The sequence below is a fragment of the Micromonospora sp. NPDC047134 genome, assembly GCF_040643455.1.
Classification (GTDB): Bacteria; Actinomycetota; Actinomycetes; order Mycobacteriales; family Micromonosporaceae; genus Micromonospora.
This window is the reverse complement of the sequence record NZ_JBEYUI010000010.1, coordinates 85,596-108,046: the sequence shown is the minus strand read 5'-3', so window position 1 is coordinate 108,046 and position 22,451 is coordinate 85,596. Positions and strand designations below refer to the sequence as shown.

Annotated in this window: 21 protein-coding genes, 3 tRNA genes and 1 pseudogene; 11 read left to right on the top strand and 14 right to left on the bottom strand. The window is 68.4% G+C overall.

The features are described 5' to 3' along the window. The first annotated feature begins 10 nt into the window (after window positions 1-10). Window positions 11-448 carry a redox-sensitive transcriptional activator SoxR gene (gene soxR / locus ABZ795_RS14760; protein ID WP_357530700.1) on the top strand — a complete coding sequence of 146 codons (438 nt, stop codon included), beginning with the start codon at window positions 11-13 and terminating at the stop codon, window positions 446-448. A gap of 6 nt (window positions 449-454) precedes the next feature. Here the strand turns inward: soxR and ABZ795_RS14755 are convergent, their stop codons facing one another. Then, a complete protein-coding gene (locus tag ABZ795_RS14755; protein ID WP_357530699.1) occupies window positions 455-1,432 on the bottom strand; it encodes an NAD(P)H-quinone oxidoreductase in 978 nt (325 codons plus the stop codon). 146 nt (window positions 1,433-1,578) lie between these two features. Here ABZ795_RS14755 and ABZ795_RS14750 point away from each other — a divergent pair. The 4 genes from ABZ795_RS14750 (at window position 1,579) to ABZ795_RS14735 (ending at window position 3,102) form a co-directional block, all read left to right on the top strand. Continuing rightward, a tRNA-Ser gene (locus ABZ795_RS14750) sits at window positions 1,579-1,665 on the top strand. A 151-nt stretch (window positions 1,666-1,816) separates the two neighbouring features. Then, the gene (locus ABZ795_RS14745) at window positions 1,817-2,128 is read left to right on the top strand and encodes a CrcB family protein (protein WP_357530698.1); all 312 of its coding nucleotides are present in this window, start codon (window positions 1,817-1,819) and stop codon (window positions 2,126-2,128) included. A 165-nt stretch (window positions 2,129-2,293) separates the two neighbouring features. Next, on the top strand, window positions 2,294-2,467 hold the full coding sequence (locus tag ABZ795_RS14740; protein ID WP_357530697.1) for a hypothetical protein: 174 nt from the start codon (window positions 2,294-2,296) through the stop codon (window positions 2,465-2,467). Between the two features lie 101 nt (window positions 2,468-2,568). After that, entirely contained in the window at window positions 2,569-3,102 is a 534-nt protein-coding gene (locus ABZ795_RS14735) for a YbhB/YbcL family Raf kinase inhibitor-like protein (RefSeq protein WP_357530696.1), read from the top strand. A 94-nt stretch (window positions 3,103-3,196) separates the two neighbouring features. On the opposite strand, the gene ABZ795_RS14730 is transcribed toward ABZ795_RS14735, so the two are convergent. Beyond that, window positions 3,197-3,907 (bottom strand): class I SAM-dependent methyltransferase, encoded by a 711-nt coding sequence (locus ABZ795_RS14730; RefSeq protein WP_357530695.1) that lies wholly within the window; start codon window positions 3,905-3,907, stop codon window positions 3,197-3,199. Window positions 3,908-4,274: 367 nt separating this feature from the next. Between ABZ795_RS14730 and ABZ795_RS14725 the strand changes: the two genes are divergently transcribed. After that, entirely contained in the window at window positions 4,275-5,939 is a 1,665-nt protein-coding gene (locus ABZ795_RS14725; RefSeq protein ID WP_357530756.1) for a hypothetical protein, read from the top strand. A 17-nt stretch (window positions 5,940-5,956) separates the two neighbouring features. Here the strand turns inward: ABZ795_RS14725 and ABZ795_RS14720 are convergent, their stop codons facing one another. After that, on the bottom strand, window positions 5,957-6,679 hold the full coding sequence (locus ABZ795_RS14720) for a hypothetical protein (RefSeq protein WP_357530755.1): 723 nt from the start codon (window positions 6,677-6,679) through the stop codon (window positions 5,957-5,959). A gap of 330 nt (window positions 6,680-7,009) precedes the next feature. On the opposite strand from ABZ795_RS14720, the gene ABZ795_RS14715 reads away from it, so the two are divergent. Then, window positions 7,010-8,524, top strand: coding sequence for a peptide deformylase (locus ABZ795_RS14715; RefSeq protein WP_357530694.1), 1,515 nt, complete (start codon window positions 7,010-7,012; stop codon window positions 8,522-8,524). Between the two features lie 207 nt (window positions 8,525-8,731). On the opposite strand, the gene ABZ795_RS14710 is transcribed toward ABZ795_RS14715, so the two are convergent. After that, the gene (locus ABZ795_RS14710) at window positions 8,732-9,850 is read right to left on the bottom strand and encodes a globin domain-containing protein (RefSeq protein ID WP_357530693.1); all 1,119 of its coding nucleotides are present in this window, start codon (window positions 9,848-9,850) and stop codon (window positions 8,732-8,734) included. Window positions 9,851-10,001: 151 nt separating this feature from the next. On the opposite strand from ABZ795_RS14710, the gene ABZ795_RS14705 reads away from it, so the two are divergent. Further along, window positions 10,002-10,772: a CPBP family intramembrane glutamic endopeptidase gene (locus ABZ795_RS14705; protein WP_357530692.1), complete on the top strand. Its 771-nt coding sequence runs from the start codon at window positions 10,002-10,004 to the stop codon at window positions 10,770-10,772. 65 nt (window positions 10,773-10,837) lie between these two features. On the opposite strand, the gene ABZ795_RS14700 is transcribed toward ABZ795_RS14705, so the two are convergent. Continuing rightward, a complete protein-coding gene (locus ABZ795_RS14700) occupies window positions 10,838-11,377 on the bottom strand; it encodes a hypothetical protein (protein ID WP_357530691.1) in 540 nt (179 codons plus the stop codon). 1,192 nt (window positions 11,378-12,569) lie between these two features. Between ABZ795_RS14700 and ABZ795_RS14695 the strand changes: the two genes are divergently transcribed. Together ABZ795_RS14695 and ABZ795_RS14690 are read left to right on the top strand one after the other, a co-directional pair. Then, window positions 12,570-12,660: transfer RNA gene (locus ABZ795_RS14695), tRNA-Ser, on the top strand. Window positions 12,661-12,694: 34 nt separating this feature from the next. Next, window positions 12,695-12,770 (top strand) — tRNA-Arg (locus ABZ795_RS14690). 779 nt (window positions 12,771-13,549) lie between these two features. On the opposite strand, the gene ABZ795_RS14685 is transcribed toward ABZ795_RS14690, so the two are convergent. Further along, window positions 13,550-13,963, bottom strand: a complete 414-nt coding sequence (locus ABZ795_RS14685; protein ID WP_357530690.1) for a hypothetical protein — start codon at window positions 13,961-13,963, stop codon at window positions 13,550-13,552. Between the two features lies 1 nt (window position 13,964). On the opposite strand from ABZ795_RS14685, the pseudogene ABZ795_RS14680 reads away from it, so the two are divergent. Then, window positions 13,965-14,105 (top strand): annotated as a pseudogene (locus tag ABZ795_RS14680) (IS3 family transposase); the annotation flags it as partial. Here ABZ795_RS14680 and ABZ795_RS14675 read toward each other — a convergent pair. From ABZ795_RS14675 to ABZ795_RS14640, 8 genes are all read right to left on the bottom strand, one after another. Continuing rightward, window positions 14,102-14,320, bottom strand: coding sequence for a hypothetical protein (locus tag ABZ795_RS14675; RefSeq protein ID WP_357530689.1), 219 nt, complete (start codon window positions 14,318-14,320; stop codon window positions 14,102-14,104). The pseudogene ABZ795_RS14680 and the gene ABZ795_RS14675 overlap by 4 nt on opposite strands. A 74-nt stretch (window positions 14,321-14,394) precedes the next feature. After that, a complete protein-coding gene (locus tag ABZ795_RS14670) occupies window positions 14,395-15,537 on the bottom strand; it encodes an NUDIX domain-containing protein (protein ID WP_357530688.1) in 1,143 nt (380 codons plus the stop codon). A gap of 86 nt (window positions 15,538-15,623) precedes the next feature. Then, entirely contained in the window at window positions 15,624-16,550 is a 927-nt protein-coding gene (locus ABZ795_RS14665) for an LLM class flavin-dependent oxidoreductase (RefSeq protein ID WP_357530687.1), read from the bottom strand. After that, complete coding sequence (locus ABZ795_RS14660) at window positions 16,550-17,608, bottom strand: phosphotransferase (RefSeq protein ID WP_357530686.1); 1,059 nt, start codon at window positions 17,606-17,608, stop codon at window positions 16,550-16,552. The genes ABZ795_RS14665 and ABZ795_RS14660 overlap by 1 nt, the downstream gene beginning before the upstream one ends. A gap of 12 nt (window positions 17,609-17,620) precedes the next feature. Next, window positions 17,621-18,679 (bottom strand): tryptophan--tRNA ligase, encoded by a 1,059-nt coding sequence (gene trpS, locus ABZ795_RS14655; protein ID WP_357530685.1) that lies wholly within the window; start codon window positions 18,677-18,679, stop codon window positions 17,621-17,623. 30 nt (window positions 18,680-18,709) lie between these two features. After that, window positions 18,710-20,071, bottom strand: coding sequence for an aminotransferase class I/II-fold pyridoxal phosphate-dependent enzyme (locus tag ABZ795_RS14650; RefSeq protein ID WP_357530754.1), 1,362 nt, complete (start codon window positions 20,069-20,071; stop codon window positions 18,710-18,712). A 617-nt stretch (window positions 20,072-20,688) separates the two neighbouring features. After that, window positions 20,689-21,528, bottom strand: a complete 840-nt coding sequence (locus ABZ795_RS14645) for a hypothetical protein (RefSeq protein WP_357530684.1) — start codon at window positions 21,526-21,528, stop codon at window positions 20,689-20,691. Beyond that, window positions 21,525-22,190 carry a hypothetical protein gene (locus tag ABZ795_RS14640; RefSeq protein WP_357530683.1) on the bottom strand — a complete coding sequence of 222 codons (666 nt, stop codon included), beginning with the start codon at window positions 22,188-22,190 and terminating at the stop codon, window positions 21,525-21,527. Before ABZ795_RS14640 ends, ABZ795_RS14645 begins: the two co-directional genes overlap by 4 nt. Between the last annotated feature and the right edge of the window lie 261 nt (window positions 22,191-22,451).

The window sequence follows — 22,451 nt, the reverse complement described above, 5'->3', positions numbered from 1 at the left end:
GGCGAAAGTGATGCACGAAGCACTCACCATCGGTCAACTCGCCGCCCGCAGTGGGGTGGCCCAGTCCGCGCTGCGCTACTACGAGCGGCTCGGGCTGATCCGGGCCGAGCGGACCGGCGGCAACCAACGCCGGTACCACCGCGGGGAGCTGCGCCGGGTCGCCTTCATCCGGATCGCCCAGCAGGTGGGCATCTCCCTGGAGGAGATCAGATCCGCCCTGGACTCCCTACCGGCCGGGCGCACCCCCACCGCCGAGGACTGGGCCCACCTGTCGACCGCCTGGCGGGAACGGCTGGACGAGAAGATCAAGTTGTTGCACCGGCTCCGCGACAACCTGGACGGCTGCATCGGCTGCGGCTGCCTGTCCCTGAACCACTGCACCCTCTACAACCCCGGCGACGAACTGGCCGGCGAGGGCCCCGGAGCCCGCCTGACCCTGCCGCGCTGACCGGCCTCAGCCGATGGTCAGCAGCACCTTGCCGACGTGGTCGTTCGACTCCACCAGGCGATGCGCCTCGGCCGCCTCGCTGATCGGCATCCGCCGGTCGATCACCGGCCGCACCCGACCTGCCTCGACCAGCGGCCACACCTGATCGCGTACCCCACGGACGATGGCGCTCTTCTGCTCCAGGGGCCGGGACCGCAGGGCCGTCGCGGAGATGGTGCCCCGCTTGGCCAGCAGCGCGGCGATATCCAGCTCTCCCTTGCGGCCGCCCTGCATCCCGATCGTCACGAGCCGCCCGTCGTAGGCGAGGGCGGCGACATTCCGGCCCAGGTACGACGCGCCCATGATGTCCAGGATGACGTCCGCGCCCCCGCCGGAGGTGACCTTGCGGACCTCCTCGACGAAGTCCTGCTCCCGATAGTCGATCAGGTGCGCCGCCCCCAAGGCTCGCAGCCGATCATGCTTGGCCGCCCGCGCGGTCGCCACCACGGTCGCACCCAGCGCCGTACCCAACTGGATCGCGAAAGTGCCGATTCCGCTGCCGCCGCCGTGCACCAGCAGGGTCTCGCCCGCCGCCAGCCGGGCCAGTTGCACCACATTGGACCAGACCGTCGAGGCCGCCTCCGGCAGTGCGGCGGCGTCGGCCAGATCAACCCCATCCGGTACGGGCAGCAACTGCCCCGCCGGCACAGCCACCCGCTCGGCGTACCCGCCACCGGCCAACAGGGCGCAGACCTGCTGCCCCACAAACCAGTCATGCACCTCGGAGCCGACCTCGACGATCACCCCCGAGCACTCCAGCCCGAGATACTCCGAGGCCCCCGGCGGCGGTGGGTAGTGGCCCTGCCGCTGCAACAGGTCGGCCCGGTTGACCGCGGTCGCCCGCACCTCGACCAGCACCTCACCCGGCCCCGGCTGCGGGTCCGGCACCTCGCTCCAGCTCAGCACCTCCGGCCCACCGGGCTCGGCCACGATGATCGCGCGCATGTCCCCAGTCTTACCCGATGGAGCCCTCGCACCCACCCGATGGACCTCATCCGGCGGTGCATGATCATGACGAAACGGATAGCTCCCCCCGTTCGGCGCTCGCCTGGGCGTGGCAGACTAGGCACGACCGCGCGGAGCGCGGTCCGGGAGGGTTCGCCTAGTGGCCGATGGCGCTGGTCTTGAAAACCGGTAAGGCAGCGATGTCTTCGTGGGTTCGAATCCCACACCCTCCGCTTGCCGGTGATCTCTCCAATCTCAGCTCGGCCCCGGTCTATGAACCGGGGCTGAGTGCTGCTTGGGCTCGTGGGGGGACTGTGCCAACCGTACGGGCGAGAAAAGCCCGAGCGCGGTGATGTCGGGCGTTGCGGGTGAGCCAATGGGTCGGTGACGGTTCTGGCGATCATCGTCGGCGGTGGCATCGGGGCCACCCTGCGGTACCTGCTGGGGCTCGGCCTGGCTCCGGCCACACCGCCGCACTTCCCCTGGGTGACCTTCGTGATCAATATGGTGGGGGCCTTCGCCCTGGGTGCCGTGATGACACTGCTGGCGGCGCACAAGCTGCGAGGGCCGTGGGGCAAGCCGTTCCTCTCGACCGGGGTCATCGGCGGCTTCACCACCTGGTCGCACCTCATCGTCGAGAGCGATCAACTGATCGGGGCGGGCGCAGTGGGGTGGGCATCGTCTACCTGGTCGTGAGCATTCTCGGCGGCGTGATCGCGGCGGCGCTCGGCGCTCGGCTGGTGGAATCGCGGGTGGGGCGTCCGACGGGTGGGCATGCCTGATGTGGGTGGGCATCGGGGTGTTTCTGGCCGGCGGGCTCGGGGCGCTGAGCCGGGCCAGGGTGGACGCCCTGGTGAAGCCGTGGTGGGCGGCGCGGGTCTCCGGGTCCAGCAAGGCGTTTCCCGCGAGCACCTTCCTGATCAACTGGGGCTGCTGCGTAAGAACGCCGCTGTCGAGGCCTTCAACGTGCTCGGCAGCCTCGGCGCGAGCCTGGTGCTGGCCGCGCTCGGGCTGTGGCTGGGCGGGCTGCTCTAGCGGCTTCTGGCTGACACCGCGAGGGGTTTCACGAATGACGGCGCATCACAGGGTATGAAAGGGGCGGCAGAACGCCACCTGCATCGGAAGGACCTGACTCGATGACCCTGGAACGTCCCATCGCCCCGGACCCGTACGAGCTGCTGCCGACGGTCGCCTCGTTCACGCTGACCAGTCAGGACGTCCAGAACGGCGAGCCGATGGATGCGGCGCACGCGCACGGCAGCACCGGGGGCGGCAATGTCTCACCGCAACTGGCCTGGTCGGGCTTTCCGGCCGAGACCAAGGGTTTCGCGGTGACCTGCTTCGACCCGGACGCGCCGACCGGTAGCGGATTCTGGCACTGGGTCGTGGTGAACCTGCCGGCCGAGGTGACCGAGTTGCCGCGCGGGGCCACGAGCGAGGATCTGCGCGGTGGGTTCACCGTCCGCAACGACTACGGCGAGCAGGGCTTCGGTGGTGCCGCGCCGCCGCCCGGCGACCGCCCGCACCGGTACGTCTTCGCGGTGCACGCGCTCGACGTGGAGCGACTCGACCTCACGCCGGACGCCACCCCGGCCTACGTCGGCTTCAACCTGACCTTCCACACCCTGGCCCGCGCCACCATCCGCCCCACCTACCAGATCGCGGCCTGACCCCTCGTCGCCGACACAGTTGACCAAGAGGTTTGCGTCGACATCCAGCCGGATGCAGACGCAAACCTCTTGATCAACAGGAGAAAGGGCGGGGTCAGGCGGGGGTGCGGGCCACGGCGAAGACGGACTGGCCGAAGGGGGGGAGCAGGACCTGCTCGGCGGCCTTGGTCGCCGGGAGGACCAGGGTGTCGTAGACCTTCACCATGGGGCCTTCCTTCGGCATCAGGCGGAACACCTTGGTGGCCATGAAGTAGCCGATCAGGCCGAGGGCGTTCGCGTAGTGGATCTTCTCGACCCGCAGACCGGCCTCGGTCATCGCCGCCGACAGGGTCTTCTTGGTGTAGCGGCGGACGTGGCCGGTGGCGATGTCGGCGGGGCTCATCGCGAACTGGAAGGCCGGCACGATGATGATCACGGCTCCGCCCGGCCGGACCAACTCGCCCATGCTGCGCAGGGCGCCGACGTGGTCCTCGATGTGCTCCAGGACGTTGTACGACACCGCAGCGCTGTAGTCGCCCTGCTCCGAGTGGGGCAGGAGCATCTGGCGGACCTCGATGTTGGGCCGGTCGGAGAGCCGCTCCTTGAGCGAGACCAGGCGGTCCGGGTCGGCCTCGGTGGCGGTGAACCGGGGGAGGCGCTCGGCCCACTCCAGGGCGTAGTCGCCGAGGCCGCTACCGATCTCGATCGGGTTCTCGCCCAGGTAGGGCACGGCCAACTCGACGAACCAGCGTCGGTGGTTGACCGCTGTGGCGAGGCCCTCCAGGACCTCGGACTGCACGCGCTGATCCCCAGTGATTTCTGTCATGCGTCGATTCCTCACGATACGACTCGACCGCGCCAGTACCGACTGAGTGAACCATCCGCCCGGTTGGCGGAATTCTCGGGGCCTGGGGCAGCCGAATTGGTCGGGGCTAGGTGCACGATCGGTGGTGGTCAGCGAACTTGGCAGATGTTACGCGAGTGCCCGGAACCCCGCACGGCGGCCCGATTGGCCGACTACGCTGCGAATTGTTATGACTACTCCTGAATCGGATCGCCCTGTCGAGGATTCCGGGGCGGGAGAGTCGCCGACCACCCCGCCCGGCCGTGGTCGTTTCCGCAGGTCAGGGTGGTTCAAGGACCTGGCCGCGGTGGCGAGTTTCGGGCTGCTGGCCTGCTGGGTGACCGCTCGGATGTGGTGGAATCCGGAACACGGCATTCGGGATAACAAGACAGATATGTCGCAATTCGAGTGGATGATGGCGCACGGCGCTCGGGTGGTCACCGAATTCGCCTACCCCTTCACCTCGGACCGGATGAACGTCCCCGAATCAGTCAATCTGGTGGCGAATACGTCGGTATTGTCTGTTTCGCTGCCAATGACGCCGATCACCCTGTTGTTCGGTACCCGCAGCGCCTTCCTGGTCTTCCTCACCCTGGGCATGATCGCCACGGCCACCTCCTGGTACTTCCTGCTGTCCAGAGTGGTCGTCGGCTCCCGTGGCCCGGCCTGGCTGGGGGCGACCTTCTGCGCGTACGCCCCGGCGATGGTCTCGCACGCGAACGCCCATCCGAACATCGTGGCGCAGTACGTGGTGCCCCTGATCATCTGGCGTACGTTGCGGCTGGCCGACCCGGGCCGCTGGCTGCGCAACGGTCTGCTGCTCGCCCTGGTGATCGTCTGGCAGGCCTTCCTGAACCTGGAGATCCTGCTGATGACCGCGATCGGTGTCGGGGTGGTGATCGTGGCCCTGGCGCTGGGACGCCCCGAACTACGCGGGCGGACCCGTACCTTCCTGGCCGGGCTGGGGGTCGCCGCCGGGGTCTCCGCGGTGCTGCTGGCGTACCCCCTCTATGTCCAGTTCTTCGGTCCGGGCGCCTACCACGGGTTGTCCTGGGTGATCCGGGGCTACTCCACCGACCTGGCCTCCTTCGTCGCGTACGCCCGGGAATCGGTGGCCGGGGACGCGCGTAGCGCTACCGGCCTGGCCAAGAACCCCACCGAGGAGAACTCCTTCTTCGGCTGGCCCCTGGTGATCGGTGTGGTCGCGCTGGTCTGGTGGCTGCGACGCAACATCGTGGTGCTCGCGCTGGCCGGCCTGGGTGTGCTCTTCGCGGTGTTCTCCCTCGGCCGGGAGATCCGCTTCGACCGGGAAGGGACCGGCATACCGGCGCCGTGGGCGCTGCTGGAGGACCTTCCGGTGCTGCACTCCGTGGTGCCGACCCGCTGGGCGTTGGCGATCACCCCGATCATCGGAGTGCTGCTGGCCTCCGGGGCGGCGCGGGCCCACGAGTTGGCTACCCGCTACCCGGCCCGGCGCTCGCAGATCCGGTTCGCCACGGTGACCGTACTGGCGATGGCCCTGGTGCCGGTGCTGCCCACCCCCCTGCCGACCAAGCGCCTGGAACCGACTCCGGAGTTCGTCACCTCCGGCGCCTGGCGTCCCTACCTGGCCGGCGGGCGCAGCCTGGTCACCCTGCCGCTGCCGGACACCGAGTACGCCGATCCGCTGCGCTGGTCGGCTCAGACCCGGCTGGAGATGCCGATCGCCCGGGGTTACTTCCTGGGCCCGGACACCCGCCCCGGCAAGAACCGGATCGCCCTGTTCGGCGCGCCGCCGCGCCCGACCAGCAGCTTCATCGCCACCGTACGGCGCAGCGGCGAGGTGCCGCCGGTCACCGCCCAGGACCGCCGGGAGGCGATCGAGGATCTACGGTACTGGCGGGCCGGGGCGGTGGTGCTGGCTCCGCAGCCGAGCGCGGAGGCCCTGCGGCAGGCGATGACCGCCCTGACGGAGATCGAGCCGGTGCAGACCGGGGGTGTCTGGCTCTGGGACGTCCGACCGCTGACCGGCTGATCCGGCTCCGTGCCCCGTCAGGAACTGCGGAGGCAGCAGCCCTGGCAGACCTTCGGGCTGGGCAGGGTGAAGGCCAGGCAGCAGGTACGCCGCTGCACGGTCGGCTTGCCGTCCGCGCCCGGCACCAGCTCCACCAGGTCGGCCAGGTCGAGGGCGCCCAGCAGGGTGTCGATCGACTCGACCGTCGAGCCGGGCACGCTGTCGGTGGCCGTCAACAACCCGTAGGCGATGCCGGAGGCCACCGAACCGAGCAGGGTACGGGTGCCGATGCGGACCTCACCCTGGATCGCGGAGACCACCGGGGACAGGTGGGCCTCCAGCAGGGTGGCCCGCAGGGTGGCCAGCAGTTCCTGCTCGTCGGCCACGACCTGGACCTGATGGGGATCGGTGACGGCCAGCGGATCGTTCGGCAGCACCGCCACCCGGGTCGACCGGCGCAGGCCCAGGGTCACCAGGGTGCGCTGGTCGGCGAAGTGGATGAGGGTGGTGTCGGCGTCGAGCAGGGGTACCCGCCGGGCGACCGCCCAGCCGAGCGCCACCGGCAGCGCCGCCCAATAGCTGTAGGCCTTCCAGGCCAGGGCGGCGGAGGCGTGCGGACTGCCACCCCAGAGGCGGGCCGCGGAACCAAGCAGCTCCGGCAGGCGAGTGCCGTCGGTGAGGGTGGTTGCCGAGGTCCAGTCGGTCTCGTCGGGAACCAGCAGCCCCGGGGCCAGCCCGGGAAGGACATCGGTGCCGAACATGGCCCGCAGGGTCGTGGTCACCGGATCCAGGGCGGTCGCCGAGGGTACGGAAACGGGCAGTACCGCTGTCACCTGGTGCACCCCTCTCCGAGAACCTCAACTAAGGCTAGCCTAACCACACTTTACGGGTGGCGGTAACCCCGGAGAGAGCAAGAAACGAAAACTGCCGGTCGCCTGGGACGAGTGATTACCCAGCGTGTTCTTCCGAAAACCCCGCGCAGTATCGGTGTAAATCGCCCAGCAGTCAAGCCTCCTGTCGAGAAGATGCCAGTCCTGTACACGTCTCGCCACTAAACGTGAAACCTAGTACTCCCGGCCACGAGGAAGCTGATGACGATCTCACCGCTCGATCGGGCTGCCGACTCCTTCGCCGCCGAACTCGCCCGCCACCGCACCGAGCGAGGGCTGTCCAAGAAACAGCTGGCCACCCTGATGGGTTTCGACCCGTCGTACGTGAGCCATGTAGAGGGACGGCGACATCGACCCACCGAGGACTTCGCCCGGCGGGCGGAGGCCGTCCTGGACGCCAGCGGCGCCATCTGGCAACGCTTCCGGGAGTACGACCACCTGCGCCACACCCGCGCGGAGCGTGACCCCCGGGAGCCCGACTCGATCGGCCGGTGGATTCCGCCCGGCACCGGGCTGATCGTCGAGAACGAGTTGAGCATCCTCACTTACCGCGAGGACGGATACCGCTGCCTGATCCGCCGGGAGCTGTACAACGCCGGCACCGAGCCGGTCACCCGCTACCTGGTACGGGTCGCCGTGGACCGCTACCCCAACGACCCTGGCCGCTCCAACCGGCACCACCGGCAACGCCCACTGACCTTCGCCGAACTCGGCCTGCGGGCCCACCGTGAGGAGTCCGGTGAACGCGAGGCCATGCACTGGCGGGCCAAGTACGACCGGGACGCCTTCAAGGAGATCTGGCTGCTCTTCGAGAACGGTGAACGACGGTTCCCCCTCTACCCCGGGCACCGCGCCACCATCGAGTACACGTACACCGTCGGGCGGGACAAGTGGGGGCCGTGGTTCCAACGTGCGGTCCGCGTACCGACCCGGCACCTCGCCGTACGCCTGGATCTGCCCGCTGAACTGGACCCGCAGGTCTGGGGCGTGGAGACCTCGCTGTCGGCGGAGGAAGGCCCCCTGCGCCGGGCGGTCGTCCGGCGGGCGGAGGGCGACCGGGCGATCTTCGAGTGGGCGACCGACGACCCACCCCTGAACGCCCGGTACCGACTTCAGTGGCGCTTCCGCGCCCAGCCCGACGCCGAGCCGGAGGGGGAACGGATGCGACCCTCCGAGCGGATGCGCCGACTGGGCATCCTGCAACGCGGCACTGACCTGCTGCGCCAGCCGGCCCGCCCGTTCGACCTGCCCCGCGAGCGACAGGCCGCCCAGGAGGTCGTCGACCGCCTGATCGACGCCCTGGCCCGCCTGGACGAACTGCACCCCTTCGCCAAGGGGGTGGGCATCGCCGCCCCGCAACTGGACATCGACCGGGCCGTGGCGGTGATCCGCCCATCCGACCGGACCGCCGAACCCCTGGTGCTGCTCAACCCCCGGGTGGTCGACTCGGCACCCGACACCGACGAACAGTACGAGGGGTGCCTCTCCTTCTTCGACCATCGGGGGTTGGTGCCCCGGCCGCTCCGGATGGACGTGGAACACGCCCAACTCGACGGCAGCCGGGTGATCACCTCGTTCGAGTTCGGCATGGCCCGTCTGGTGGCACACGAGATCGACCACCTGGAGGGCCGGCTGTACGTCGACCGGATGGCCCCCGGAGTGCCGCTGGTGCCGATCGAGGAGTACCGCGACAGCGGCCACCCCTGGCGCTACTGATCAGGTCTCTGCCCGACCACGCCTGGTCCGGGTGGGAACGACGCCGGCCAGGGTGGCGTTTGTTGCTGCACGACCACGCCTGGTCCGGGTGGGAACGACGCCGGCCAGGCGTGGTCGTGCGGGCGGTGCCGGTCCGCCCGATCGGGGGACCGGGGCGCGTGCCCCAGGGGGCAGGGGCACGCGCCCCGGTGCGGGGGGAGGAAAGCTCTACAGGTTGCCGAAGGTGTCGTACCGGGTGTGCTGCGGCGGGACGTCGTCGGCGGCGAGGACCCGCAGGGTCGACCGCACCATGGCGGCCGAGCCGGAGATGTAGCAGTCGTGGTTCGTCCAGGGGCCGTAGCGGGCCACCACCTCGGAGATGTCGCCGTGCTCCCCGTCGAAGTCCGGATCGTCGCTACAGGCTGCGGTGACCGACAACCAGGGGTGGGCACCCACCAGTTCGCGCAACCCGTCCAGCCCGTAGAGGTCGGGCGCGGTACGCGCGCCGTAGAAGACATGCACCCAGCGGGTCCGGTTGACGCTGGTCAGCTCCTCGACCAGGGCCTTGATCGGGGCCAGCCCCACCCCACCGGCGACACAGAGCACGTCCCGATCCGAGGCGGGGTCCAGGGTCATCGAACCCATCGGGGCGGCCACCCGCAGCAGATCCCCCGGCTTCACCCGGCGGACCAGGGCCCCGGAGACCCAGCCGGCCCCCTCGGGGGTACGGACGTGGAACTCCAGCACGTTGTCGTCGTTCGGGGCGTTCGCCACCGAGTAGGTCCGCCACACCCGGGGGTGGTAGCGGGGTGCCTCGATGCTGACGTACTGACCCGCCTTCCAGACCAGCGGATGTTGCAGTGCCCGGCAGGTGAACACGGCGGTGTCCGGACCGTACCGCTCATGGGTGAGCACCTCGGCGTGCCAGAACGGCGGGTTGGCGTCCGAGGCCGCCCCGGCCAGCATCTTCTCGCTGATCGCCGCGTACGCGTCCCGCCAGGCCTGGTCGTACTCCAGATTCCAGCCGTCCCCGGCGGTGCTGCGCAGGGCGTCCAGCAGGGCCACGCCCATGGTGTCGTAGTTCGCCGCCTCGACGTGGTACTTGCGGTGGTCCCGACCCAGCGCGCGGAGGAACTCGTCGAAGCCCTCCGGGTCGTCCACCGTGTGGATCGCCGCGATGATCGCTTCCAGCAGCCGGTCGCCCTGCCCGGCCATCTGCACCGGGAAAAGTGGGCGCAGGTCCGGGTCGAGGAGGAAGAGCCGGGCGTAGAAGTACTCGCTCAGTTGGACCCGGTCGGCCTCGACAAGGGCCCAGCTCTCCTTCAGCAGCCGCGCGAAGTTGTCCACCGGGGGCGCTCCTTCTCTGACGGCGGTTCGGGCCCTCATAGAATGTCCACGGAGCGTGCGTGGTGGTCGCACAGAGTGTGCGATCGCATCATGAGGCCGACTCATCGGCACCCGGATGCCACCCCGGTGGCCGGTCGGGCAGAGTGAAGCGGTGACCGTTGAGCTCACCCGACCGGTTTCCCGCCGGATGCTCGGCACCGAGACGCTGCTGGTGCTGGGCCTCTCCCTCGGCCAGTCGGCCGTCTACGCGACGGTGTCGATCATCGCGAAGCTGACCGCCGAGGGTGGGCTGTCCCGGCAGACCGCCGCCTTGAACACCTCCGCCTCCGCCCGGCCGTACCTCGACCTCACGTACCAGCTGCTCGGCATCGCCTTCGCCCTGCTGCCGGTGCTGCTCGCCGTACACCTGCTGGCGCGGGACCCCGGCGACCCGGTGCGGACCCTCGGGGTGGACTTTCGACGACCCGGTCCGGACCTGGCCCAGGGTGCCGGGCTGGCGGCGCTGATCGGGCTACCCGGCCTGGCCCTGTTCTGGGCGGCGGCGCAGCTGGGTATCAACGCCACCCTGGTCCCGGCTGCCCTGCCCGACCTCTGGTGGGCCGTGCCGGTGCTGATCCTGGCCGCCTTCCAGAACTCCATCCTGGAGGAGGTGATCGTGGTCGGCTATCTGATGACCCGGCTGCGGCAACTCCAGTGGCGGGTCGGCGCGATCATCGCGACCAGCGCCCTGCTCCGCGCCTCCTACCACCTCTACCAGGGCTTCGGCGCCTTCATCGGCAACGCCGTGATGGGTGTCGTCTTCAGCTGGTTCTACCTACGCACCCGCCGGGTGATGCCCCTGATCATCGCCCACGCCCTGCTGGACATCGTCGCCTTCGTCGGCTACACCCTCGTCCCAGACTCCTGGCTGACCTGGCTCTGACCCCCACTTCAGGGTTGATCAAGAGGTTTGCGTCTGCCGGGCTCGCCGCGACGCAAACCTCTTGATCAACTTTGGCTTCGGGGTGGGCGGAAGGTGGCCAGGGCGCGGGCGGTCAGGCGTTGGAGGGCGGCGGAGTTGCCGGCGGCGGCGGCCAGTGGGGCGGCGCCGGGAATGAGGCGGGAGGCCAGGCGCAGGGCCAGCCGGCCACCCGCCTGGGCGGTCAGGGGACCGGCCAGGCGACCGACCGCCTCGACCGGCCGGGATCCGGACTCCTCCGCCGCCCGGGCCTCGGCCAGCGCTGACCGGGCGGTCTCCAGGTCCGGATGCACCAGGGTCAGCACCAGAAGCTCCGCCGCCCGATCCGGATGGGCCGGATCCCGGTCGTACGCCGCCGCCAGGTGCAGCACCAGGTTGGCCTGCGACCAGAGCACCACGGCCAACTCGGCCACCGGGGCGAACACCCCGGCCAGCGCGGCACCCGCCCCACCGACCGTCGCCTGCCGGAGGAACCGCTGACCGGCCAGCCGGGCCAGACCCTCCGGGCTGGCCTGCGGGTACGACTCCCGCAGCCGCCCCGCCCACTCGGCGGCGCGAGGTCCGAGCACCTCGACAGCCGTCAGCGCCAACAACTCCGGCGCGTACCCCGGTCGGTCGAGGACCCGCGCCAGCCACGCCCGCAGCTCCGGCGTACCCTCCGCAGCCGGCTGGCCGTCGATCAGCGCCGCGCCGGCCCCCGCCGTGTCGGTGGTCTCCGGGTCGGCGGTGCGGACCGCAGCCGGTGGAGCCTTGCGTGCCGCTGTCGCCTTCTTCGCTCCGCGCGGTTTCGGATCGGCCGAGGTCTCGCCGGCAGTCGCCTTACGCGCGGGCGCCCTGGTCGCGCGTGGTTTAGCCGCTTTCGCGGCCTGCGGGAGTACGACCTCAGGTGCCGATGTCGCCTCGGGCGCCAGCGGTTGCGGCTCGGCAGTCGTTAGTGCTTGCGGGCCAGCGGCTGGGAGTGGCTGTGAATCGGCGGCTATATCCGGTTGCGGGTCGGCGGTCGCTGGGGTCTGTGGGGCGGCGGCTGCCTTCGGCTTGGGATCCGTGGCCGCTACTGGTTGCGGGTCGGTGGCTGCCTCCGGGGAGGCAGCCCGGTCCGGTCCGGTGGCGTCGGCCGTCGTGGCCTTCGGGAGTGCGGATCTCTTCGCGGGCGTGGCCTTCTTCGGGGTGCGCTGCTTCGCGGTGGCCTTCTTCGCGGCTGCCGGAGCCTGCCTTGCGGCTGAGGGCTCCTGCTGTGCGGCCGGGGACGCCTGTTCTGTTGCCGGAGGCGTCGGCGGGGCCTCGTCGCGTGACCCGCCAGCCTGCCGGGGCGCCCTCGGTCGGGACGTCGAGCCGGTGATCCCGGTCTCATCGATCCGGCCGGGCGTCGGGACGAACGGCGGTGGGGGTGCGGACGACCCGGGCCGGGTCGGGCGCGGCAGCGGTTGCTCCGCGGTGGGTGGCTGGAACAGCACTCCGGGCGCGGCCTTCGTGCGCCGAGGGGGTGCCGAGGGTGCTTCGTCCCGCTGTTCAGGGGCGGGAACGGGGGGTGCCGGGGGCGGCCTGAAGGTCGCCTTCGGGGAGCGCCGAGGTGCCCCCTCAGCGGGTTCGGGGCGGTCCTGCTCGCGGGGCGGCTGCTCCTGCATGTCGATGGAGCGTAGTCCCGAACCGAGCCGCGCACAGCGGTTGAAGGGCGGCCCCGGGGACGGCGGCAGGTAGTCGCTTTGCCCCGGGCCGGGCCGGACCTGTATCCTCGGGCGCGGTGGTCTGCAGGGCCACCTGGGAGACTTCGCCTAGTCTGGTCTATGGCGCCGCACTGCTAATGCGGTTGGGGTCTTAAAGCCCCTCCCGGGTTCGAATCCCGGAGTCTCCGCGCAAGGCCGGGTGTGTAGACTGGCCGAGCACCAGCGCCCGTAGCTCAACGGATAGAGCATCTGACTACGGATCAGAAGGTTAGGGGTTCGAGTCCCTTCGGGCGCGCCACGCGATCAAGGCCGTGACCAGCGGAAACGCCGGTCGCGGCCTTGACTTTTTCCCAGCATGTGCCGTGATCTTCCACCATGTGGGAGGTTGGTGCTCCGTTGGTGCTCGAGCGTCACTGTGCTGTTCGGGTGGGGTTTCGTGCGCGTGGGTGCTGACCAGTGCGTTTGCGTGCCGTCTGGTCTGGATCATGGGTTCGGTGCGCGTCGGCCGACAGCTGACGGATGTCCACTGTGGTAGTTCATGCGGATCTTGGCGGTGGGGGTCGTTGCGGAACGTCGATCGGCGTTGACCTGGTCGGTGTCGCCGTGTCTTCGGCACGCCGTCGGCCCGGTGGCGAGGGTCGGTGGGTGACCCTCGCGCGGTCTGTGTATCTGATTCCGGCTCGGCTGAGCTGGCGGCGCGGCAAGCCAGATACCCGCTTGTTGAAGACGGAACGGTGACGGTGACGGTGATGGCCGGTCTCGTCACGTGTGGGCAGAGTGTCCGACCGAAGTCGGGCACGGGAGGTCCCTCGACAGATCAACGAGGCGGTTGGTCTGCCCTACCTCCTGCATCAGAGATCCTTCCGGCGGCGACAGTCCTGCGATCGATCGGGTGATGAGATCCGGCGATTGAAGTTTTGGGCGTGTTCGCGCCGCGCGGCGGCCCATCAGAGCTGGCGGTCGTCGGTGAACGTCATCATCTCCACCGTGAAGCCGGCCATCATTGAGCGTGCTTCCTCTTCGTCGCGGGCGTCGCCGTGATCAACGCGCGGTATTTCCGGCGGGAGGCCGGTGTGGTCAGGGGCGAGGGCTTGGCCGCGGCGTCACGTGGTGGTGCCGGTAGGAGGGTGCCGGGGATGACGAAGATCCGGTCGGCCGTGCCGTCGGTTTTTTCGAAGATGTCCAGCGCATGTTGATCGGGTAGGTCGTAGGTGGCCAGGGCGAGGCGGGTGATCCGGAATGAGTCTCCTGCGGAGAAGCCGTTCCTGTCGCGCGGTAGAACTCGTGGCTGAACCGTCGGGCGGTTTCGTCGTCGATGATCGTGGTGCTGCCGATGGCGCAGCCTGTGGTGTCGGCCAGTAGTTGTGCCAGGCTCGCTCCCCAGCAGGCGTTGACCAGCGTCAGGCGCAGTTGTGGTGCGGCCACGGCGAGGAGTTCGGACAGTGCCTGTTGGTTGACCGGTGCCTGGCCACCATCGTCGGTGCGGAACAACCTGGAGATGGCCACCGTCGAGTACACCGACTGGTACAACAACCGCCGACTACACGGCGAACTCGGACACGTCCCACCGGCTGAGCACGAAGCACTACACGCGATGACCCTCCCGGTCAGCGCACCCCTGAAAACCAGCTAACCAACTCTCCACCAAAGCCGGGGCTTGACAATCTGGATGCCCGGTGTTGTCTGTACCCAGGGGCCGAAGTCCTCCGGTGCGGACAACTCGTCCAGGTAGGTCCACAGCGGCGGCGCGTGCGTGACGGTGCGTTCGTGTGTGACCAGGGCCGAGTCGAGGCGCGCGATGAGGGTGGATTTGCCGCTGCCGTCGGGACCATCGAGGAACACGATCATCGTCGTTGCTCAGGTGGCTTGGATCGTGGTGCGGCCGTGACGGGCGACTGCGAGGTGGTGTAGTTCCTCCAGCGCTAGGGGCACCTGGCTGGCGAGCTGCTCGGATCGGACGAGGTCGGTCGCGCCGGTACGGCGGTGGGCGTCGTAGTCGTTGAGTATCCGTGCGGCCTCAGTGCCGGGCCAGTGCCCGTCGAGGATGGCCACGACGTCAGGCACGCGGAGCGATGCATTCGCGTCGAGGCTGAGGACGGTTTGGCGGGCAGCGCTGGACAACGCTGCCAGGGTGCGGCGGGCGCGATCGATACGGTCGGTGTCGGCGGTAGGCGCCTCCTGGCGCTGGTGAGCGAACTCGCGGAGGTGACCGATATCGGCGGCCAGGTTGCGGGGCACTTCGGGCAGCGACGGTGCGCTGGTGCGGCCACGGTCGGAACATCGATGTGGGTTCGACGCAGAACAGCGTGAAGCTTCATGGCGTGCAGCCGATCGAGCCCATCGGCACTGTCTTCGTCGGGGTGGGCGAGGTGGAGTGAGGTGCGGATGCCGGTTCGGTGGCTGACCTCCTCGGCGAGCTGGCGCAGAGCGAGGGCGGACGGGGATGCGGGTTCGAGTCCCCAGGCGATGAGATCGAGGTCGCTCCAGCCTTCGATGAAGTCTCCGCGTGCGGCGGAGCCGCAGAGGGCGGCACCGGCACCGGGGCGCTCGGCCAGCAGAGTGTTGGCCCGGCGGCTGAAGTCCCATACCGCTTGGCTGAGGGTGTCGCTGTAGTCGAGCGGGCCGCTGCGGCGCCAGGCGATAATTTTGTCCGCCCGTCGGACGTACTCGTGGAAGCTGGCGTGGCTCGCGGCGGTCAGCGCGTCGGGCAGGTCGTGCCATTGGGCGGCGACGAACCCTTCGGTTTGCCGCGCAGTGGCGGCTGTGTCGGTGGTGGCGAACAGGAACCAGTCGATGGTCTTCTGCGCTGGCGTGCCGTCGTGGGCGGTGAAGCGGTATGCCTCCTGTCCGAGGTAGGCGACGTAGCGCATGTCGTGAAGTCCGGCCTCTTCCGATACTTCTCGGGCGGCGGCGATCAGCGGTGACTCGCCCGGTTCGATGCGCCCTTTCGGGGCGACCACCTGGCGCTCGCCGGTGGGGCGGATCTGCTCAAGCAGCAGCATCTGCGGACGTCGCAGGTCCGCGCAGACGACGATCGAGCCAGCGGAGGCGTACAGCCGTGTCATGAGTGTTCCGTCCTCGTGGTGGAAGGGCAGGCCGCGGCGTAGACGTTGCACAGTGATCAGTGATCAGTGATTCGCGGCGGGCCCGACTACGGACCATGCGTCCTCGACAAGATCGCCATCGTGTCGACAGCGAGCTCGATCTGCTGATTGTCGTACACAGCGAATGGGACGCCGAATGAGCAGATGACCTGCTCGACGCCCGCTTCGTTCCATCGGCGGAGTTGCTGGGCCACCTCGACCGGTGTACCGACCAGGCGGGACTGCGCCCAGCTTCGGAGCGAGACATCAGCCAGTGCGTTGCCGGGGGCCCAACGTTGTAGACTGCGCCATCGCCTCTCAAGGTCATCGTTGTCGTGGCCGATGAGCGTTGTCAGGCCCAGAGACCGTCGCACAGCCGCAGGGTCACGACCCTGATGCTGGCAGGCTTGCCGCAGCGTGGCGTCCCGGTGCCGGTAGTCCGCCATTGTGCTGTCCCAGGCGGTGTTCCATCCGTCGGCGGTTGCGGCGATCTCAAGTAGTTTCGGGCGCTTGCCGGCTACCCAGACGGGTACAGCCGGCACCTGCTGTCGAAGAAGCTGGACCGTGTCCGCGAGGGATGCCAACCGTTGTCGCGCAGGCGGAAAGTCAAGGCCGTTTGCCTGGTGTTCCGACTTGTTCCAACCGGCTCCCATCGCGACGTCGAGTCGCCCGGCGGCGAGTTCCTCCACCGCCGTCACGATTCGCACTAGGAGGTTGGGGTTTCTGAAGCCAACGGGCGTGGCCAAGGAGCCAATGCGGATGCGGGTAGTCGTGGCAGCGATCGCGGCAAGAAGGGTCCAACACTCCACCGGTTCCTGCTGTTGCTCCGGTCGACCTGCCGCAGCGACGTCGACCCAGAAGTGGTCCGAGACCCACACTTGGTGGAACCCCGCTTCCTCGGCCAAGTTGGCGTACTCGAGCGCCTGTCGGGCGATGGAGGTCTGCGGTGTCGGGAAGGAGAACGGGTAGTGCGGCAACGCCAGCCCGAGCCGCATCAGACCGTCACCTCGGCAGGCGTTGCGAGTAGCCGTATGGCCGGATGGGAGGCGTGCTCGTCGGTGGTGAGCTGAATGCATTCGCCGAGCAGCGGCGCGATGAGTTGTCGTCGCCCGGCCAACGCCGCTCGGGGAATCTCCCGGAGCAGAAGTAGTGCCACGTACCGCGCCACATCCCTGAGATCCTGTGCTGCGCGGGCTGGCGTCGTCATTTTCAGGAACGCTTCGGCCGCCGGATCCCGGAAACGGCGCAGCTGGGGCGATGCACCGGCGACATAGTTCAGCACGAGCCCGGCGGGCGTCGCTGTGGTCGCGCCGGAGGCGTGGTTCAGCAGGTCGCGGACATACCAGCTGCCGAGCAGGTGGCTGATCATCATGCGCCAGTCGTGGTACTCGCCGGACCATTCCCAGTCCACCAGGTGCCAGGTCCCGTCAGGGGCGAGCAGCACGTTGCCGGCGTGTGGGTCGCCGTGGCAGGTGACATGGAAGTCGGGTCTGCCGACGCCGAGAAGCTGCTCGAAGGCCCGAGTCCACGAGCCCACGTTGCTTCCGTTGATGACGAGGCTCGACCACCGCGACGGTGGCCCGAGGTCTGTGGTGAGCGCTTCCTCCAGTCCTCGAAGGCCGCGCCTGCACCGCAGATCATGCTTGCGGGTGGCGTGGGCGGGATCGAAACCGGGCCGGGCGGTTGACTGCCACACCGTGACGAGCACGACCACCACGTCCCGCCAGATCGCGTACAGCTCCGGTGTCGGTCCGTGACGGTCGATGGCCTCGTCGAGGCTCCACAGGGCGGGTGCTGCCGTGACGATGATGTCAAGCTCGGCCTCGGTGGCGGTGCCGAGCACCGGCGGGGTGTGCGAGTCGAAGTGCTTCGCCATGAGGGCGTGCCGCTGGAGCTGCACAGCCGAGCTGACCCTTGGGTTGCGGGTGACCTTAGTGGCGACAGTCGCGCCGTCGGGTTGCCGCAGGAGGAACACCTCGGCGCCCGAGGTTCCCGATCTGATCGTACGCAGCAGGAGACTGCCGACCTGCCGGCCGGCGTCGTGGCGACTCATGAGCGTCCTGTTCTACGAGGTGGTGGCTGCGGTCTTGCGGGACCGTTCGGCCTTGCGGCGCAGTTGCGTGTAGACGCCGGTGAGGCCCATCGCCTTGCGTGCTTCGAACACGGTCTGCTGAACCTCACGTCGGGTGCGTTCCGTGCCAGTCACGATTAGTTCGTCGACCAGCCCCTTGTCGGCCTCGTAGCGGGCCCGCCGCTCGCGCATGGGGTCGAGGAAACTGTTGAGTGCGGTGGCGAGCTTCTCCTTGACCTCGACGTCGCCGACTTTGCCCTCGCGGTAGCGGCTCTTGAGGTCGTCCACCTCGGCCCGGTTCGGGTTGAAGACGTCGTGGTACTGGAACACCGGGTTGCCATCGACCGTGCCGGGGACGTCGGCCCGGATACGCTTCGGGTCGGTGTACATGCCCATGACCTTGCGGCGGACCTCGGCCGGGGTCTCGGAGAGCGCGATGGCGTTGCCGAGGCTCTTGCTCATCTTGGCCCGGCCGTCGGTGCCGACCAGGGTGGGCGTCTCGGCGCTGACCAGTTCCGGCACGGGAAAGACCTCACCGTAGAGGTGGTTGAAGCGGCGGGCGATCTCCCTGGTGATCTCGACGTGGGCGGCGTTGTCCTTGCCGACGGGCACCACGTGGGCCTTGACGCAGAGAATGTCGGCGGCCTGCAATACCGGATAGCCGAGCAGCCCGTACGGCATCTCTTCCTTGCCAGCGTCCCGGGCCATGTCTTTGAGCGAGGGCACCCGCTCCAGTCGCGGCACCGTGACCAGGTTCTGGAAGAGGGTGTTTAGGTCTCCGACCTCCTGGATCGCCGACTGAAGGTAGAAGGTGGCGGTATCGGGGTCGATCCCGGCGGCCAGGCAGTCGACCACCATGTCCCGGGCGTTCTGGGTGGCTGCGGCGATGTCGTCGCGGGTGTTCTTGGTGGTGAGCATGTGCAGGTCGGCGATGATGAAGAAGCTCTCGTACTTCCGGTGCAGCTTCACCCGGTTGGCAATGCTGCCGACGTAGTGTCCGAGGTGCAGCTTTCCGGTGGGACGATCACCGGTGAGCATCCGCTGAGCGGTCATGACGAAGAGGGCCTTTCGCGGCGTGACGGGTCAACGAAGGTCGCGCAGGGCGCGCACCAACGAGGCGACGGTCGCCTCGTCGATGAGATGGACCTGGATCATCGTCGGAAGTTGCCATCGTGAGCCGTCACGGAACCGCAGCCCACAGGCCCGCAGCAGAGCAAGGACCTGGTCACACCGGTCTCCGAGATCGATCAGGAGAAAGTTCGCATCCGATTGGACATACTCGATGCGCAGTCGATCGAGTTCGGCGGTGAGCGTCCCATGCGCCCGCCGGTTGAGCGCGATGGTGCGCCGGAGGTTGTTGCCGTCGACCAGCGACGCGTGCGCCGCCGTGGCGGCCAGCGCACTGACGGCATAGGGCAAACGGTGTCGACGCAGTCTGCCGGCGTAGGTGGCGCTGGTGACCGCGTAGCCGACTCTGGCACCAAGCAGACAATGCGCCTTCGACAGCGACCTGCACACCACCAGCTCGTCGCGCTCCTCAAGAAGTCGCGACGTCAGCGCGAGCGGTTGTGCCATGAACTCACCGTAGACGTTGTCAATGATCAGCTTCGCCCCGCCGGGCAGTCGAGGCGCGACCGCGGCCAGCAAGTCGGACAACGGTACCGAAATGCCGGAGACGGTATGAGGGATATCCACCACCACCGCGACATGATCATCCTTCAGCGCGGCTCGCAACGCCGCCAGGTCGTGACACAGTGTGTCGCCGTTCCATGCGACCTCCTCGTAGCGCAGGCCGTTTCTGGCAGCGAGCTGCCCGTACAGCTCGAAGGTGGGGGCGGTCGCGAGCATCGCCGCACTAGCTGATGCCTGCTCGCGCATGATCCAGTCGAGAATCTCGGTTGTGCCGTGGCCGACGACAACCTGCTCCGGCGCAACCCCGGCGTACCGTGCGATCTCAGCCTCCAGGTCAATCGACTCCCGGCTCGGTGGTCGGTACAGGCGCGTTGCGACGCCGGCAACCGCTGCCGGTACGGCGGGACTTGTGGCAACGCGTACGAACGAGGCCTGTCGATCGTCACCGGTCACGCCGGCAACCACGTCGTCGAGGTGCTCGATCTTGCACTGCTTGCACAGCACCTCACCGGCACGGCATCGGCGTGCCGCGGCGGTCGCTCTCCCAGGTGTGGACAACAACTCGATGACCTCAAAGGTCGGGCAGCCATCGGGATTACCACCGTGTCGCCGCTGCTCCTCGGCGCAAGCCCGGCCACCGGTCACCGCCCCGACAAACTTCTCCCGGACCGTGTCCGGACGATCGTCGAGAAGGATCGTGGAAGCCGGATCCTGGATGCTGGCCCGGCCGCCACAACGCCGCAGGCTCGGAATCAACCGTCGATAGGCGACGTACGGCGTCGGTGCCCCCAATCGGCCCGCCACGGATCTCATCAGCGCCGTATGTGTCAGCTGGCCGGCGTCGACCAGAGCAACCGACGCGCCCACGCTCTGGTCGTACAGGAAGAAGCTCATCATCGTGACCGCGTCGCGCAGGAGACTCAGTCTGGTGTCATCGGACCAGCCATAGACCTGCCGCATCCGACGCAACGCCAGCCCGGACAGCACATCGTCCTCGAAGGCCCGAACCTCGGCCGTGTCAAGATCGATGAGGCGACCGGGGGCCCGTCCGCCAAACTGCTTCACCCGTTCCGCCAAGCGCTCGACAATCACCGTCGAGGCCGTGGCGCGATCTTGGCGGCCGATGAAGGTCACGGAGTGGCCCTTCTCCTGAACCCAGGCTATGTCCCGCGCGAGACTGAGATGGCCGAGGTGCAGCCGTCTACCGGCAACTCCGACGCGTACGTCCGCTCGGTCGCTACCCGCTGTGGCCAGTACTGACCTCCCCGGCTGCCAGGCCCAGATGGTCCGGCCCATTAGGTTGCCGATCACCGGAGGCAGGCCCCCGGAGTCGGTAGCGAGCAACTGGAGCCCGAAGCGGCCTGCCCTGTCGGCGTGCTCGTCGGCCACCAGGGCATTACGAGCAGTGTGCCACTCGGCGAGCATCACGCTCATCGGCTGGCCCGGCCACGGGAGATCCGCTGCAGCGACTCGTATACCCGTTGCCGCTGCTCGACTGTCGCGCGCTGGCGCGCTTTCCCGCGGTAGAGGTCTGGAAAACCGATGTCGCTGCCGTGGCAGACCGCACCGAACGCCCAGAACCGAGCCGCCACGATGGCGCGCTCGTGCCGGAGGTCCTCGAACGCCGCGTGCTGTGAGTAGGTGTAGCGGCCCTCCGCCGTGCTATCAATTAGTTGCGCCTGCTGATAGGCGTCTACAATCACCTGCGCCTGCCGTCGCCACAGCGGCGACGCCAGCACCGGCCCCTTCAGCATTCGGGCCACATAGCTGTCGAAGTCTGGATAGACGTCGAGGAACGCCAGGTAGGAGTCGGCGAGAATCTGGTGACGAGTCCTGCTGCTCGAATCGAACCTGCTCGCCACGTTGGCGGCCAGTGGGGCCAGGAACCGAGCCACGCTCGTCAACAGCTCCGCGGCACAGTCGGCCGGCGTGCAGATAAATGGGCTGAACAGCTTCAGTGAGAAGTAGCCGCCGTACGCTCGATCCTGCCCGTCGCGGCGCAGGGCCGACCAGGGCAGTGAGTAGACGGTCACCGGCGCATCGCGATAGCTGGTGCCTACGCGATGCGGTGGGACCTCGTCCTTGCGGTGGAGCATCATCACATCAAAGTCACTGGCTGCGGTTGCCATGCCGGTGACTCGGCTGCCGTAGAAGACCCAGGCCCGATCCCCAGACGGGATGCTGTCCGTTGCCGCACTCAGGGCGTTGATGAGTTGAGAGACGCCATCGAGAAAACCGTCTACCGCAAGATCACGATATGGGCCGCTCACCGCGCCCTCCGCGTTTGTGCGGCGAGCCAACCATCGACGACGGTTGCCCAGGAGCCGGACTCGTCGGCCTGGATGCTGTCCACCCCCAAACTCTTGAACGCCTCGACGTTGACTTCCTTGTCGTCGACGTACAGGAGGCAGTCACCGGGTGATGCCTGCTCGAGAATCTGGACGTACGCGGAGAGACCCGGCTTGACAGCCCCGGTCTGGCTGGAGATGAAGATCCGATGGGCGAATCGGTACATATCAGCAGCCTGAAGCGCGGGCACCAGCCATTCGTGCCGGTGGTTAGACAACAGCCAGATCTGCGCCGCCGTCGACCAGTCGCGTAGGCGAGCAACGGCCGGTAAGGGTGTCATCGCCGACCGCAGCACCGACCGCCAGACTAACGACGGCTGCCCGAGGCCGCACGCCGCTGCGAACGCCGGCCAGAACGCGGACTCATCGAGGTGCCCCGACCACAACGAGTCCCGGAAAGAGTGGTGGAAGATCGCCTCAACTCGGTCGGAAGAGGTGCCGGCATCGTGGGAGACAACTCGGAAGAGAGGTGCCATCGGCTCCGCCAACAGAACCCCGCAGACGTCCAGCACTAGGACCGGCCGTGATCGGAAGTCCTCGGGGACCTCGATCGGCCCGTACCTCAGGGTTTCCGCACCGCGCATTCTTCCTCCCGTTGATGAAGAGGCACCGAGGCGGGTGGCTTCAGCTCGACGGGGGACTCCCATAGTCGAACTCCGTGACTCCGCCGTGGGTCGTCGTCGTCCTCCAACCCTCACTCGCCGGGTTGCCGGATTGAACATTGGAGATGCGGACGGAATGGTTTGTCCGCATGCCCGTTCCCGTCGACGTCCGTATCCGGCCCGACGCGCCCGGGCGATGATGGTTGCGCCCCGTCGAACGCCGAGTGACCCTATGTCTGCGTG

Coding starts and splice junctions, on each gene's coding strand:
- ABZ795_RS14715 (WP_357530694.1), top strand. CDS start 7,010: ATGACGATCTCACCGCTCGATCGGGCTGCCGACTCCTTCGCCGCCGAA.
- ABZ795_RS14640 (WP_357530683.1), bottom strand. CDS start 22,190: ATGCGCGGTGCGGAAACCCTGAGGTACGGGCCGATCGAGGTCCCCGAG.
- ABZ795_RS14675 (WP_357530689.1), bottom strand. CDS start 14,320: ATGATCGTGTTCCTCGATGGTCCCGACGGCAGCGGCAAATCCACCCTC.
- ABZ795_RS14720 (WP_357530755.1), bottom strand. CDS start 6,679: ATGTTCGGCACCGATGTCCTTCCCGGGCTGGCCCCGGGGCTGCTGGTT.
- ABZ795_RS14725 (WP_357530756.1), top strand. CDS start 4,275: ATGTGGTGGAATCCGGAACACGGCATTCGGGATAACAAGACAGATATG.
- ABZ795_RS14670 (WP_357530688.1), bottom strand. CDS start 15,537: ATGACACGGCTGTACGCCTCCGCTGGCTCGATCGTCGTCTGCGCGGAC.
- trpS (WP_357530685.1), bottom strand. CDS start 18,679: ATGACCGCTCAGCGGATGCTCACCGGTGATCGTCCCACCGGAAAGCTG.
- ABZ795_RS14650 (WP_357530754.1), bottom strand. CDS start 20,071: ATGAGATCCGTGGCGGGCCGATTGGGGGCACCGACGCCGTACGTCGCC.
- ABZ795_RS14735 (WP_357530696.1), top strand. CDS start 2,569: ATGACCCTGGAACGTCCCATCGCCCCGGACCCGTACGAGCTGCTGCCG.
- ABZ795_RS14730 (WP_357530695.1), bottom strand. CDS start 3,907: ATGACAGAAATCACTGGGGATCAGCGCGTGCAGTCCGAGGTCCTGGAG.
- ABZ795_RS14755 (WP_357530699.1), bottom strand. CDS start 1,432: ATGCGCGCGATCATCGTGGCCGAGCCCGGTGGGCCGGAGGTGCTGAGC.
- soxR (WP_357530700.1), top strand. CDS start 11: ATGCACGAAGCACTCACCATCGGTCAACTCGCCGCCCGCAGTGGGGTG.
- ABZ795_RS14660 (WP_357530686.1), bottom strand. CDS start 17,608: ATGAGTCGCCACGACGCCGGCCGGCAGGTCGGCAGTCTCCTGCTGCGT.
- ABZ795_RS14665 (WP_357530687.1), bottom strand. CDS start 16,550: ATGCGGCTCGGGCTGGCGTTGCCGCACTACCCGTTCTCCTTCCCGACA.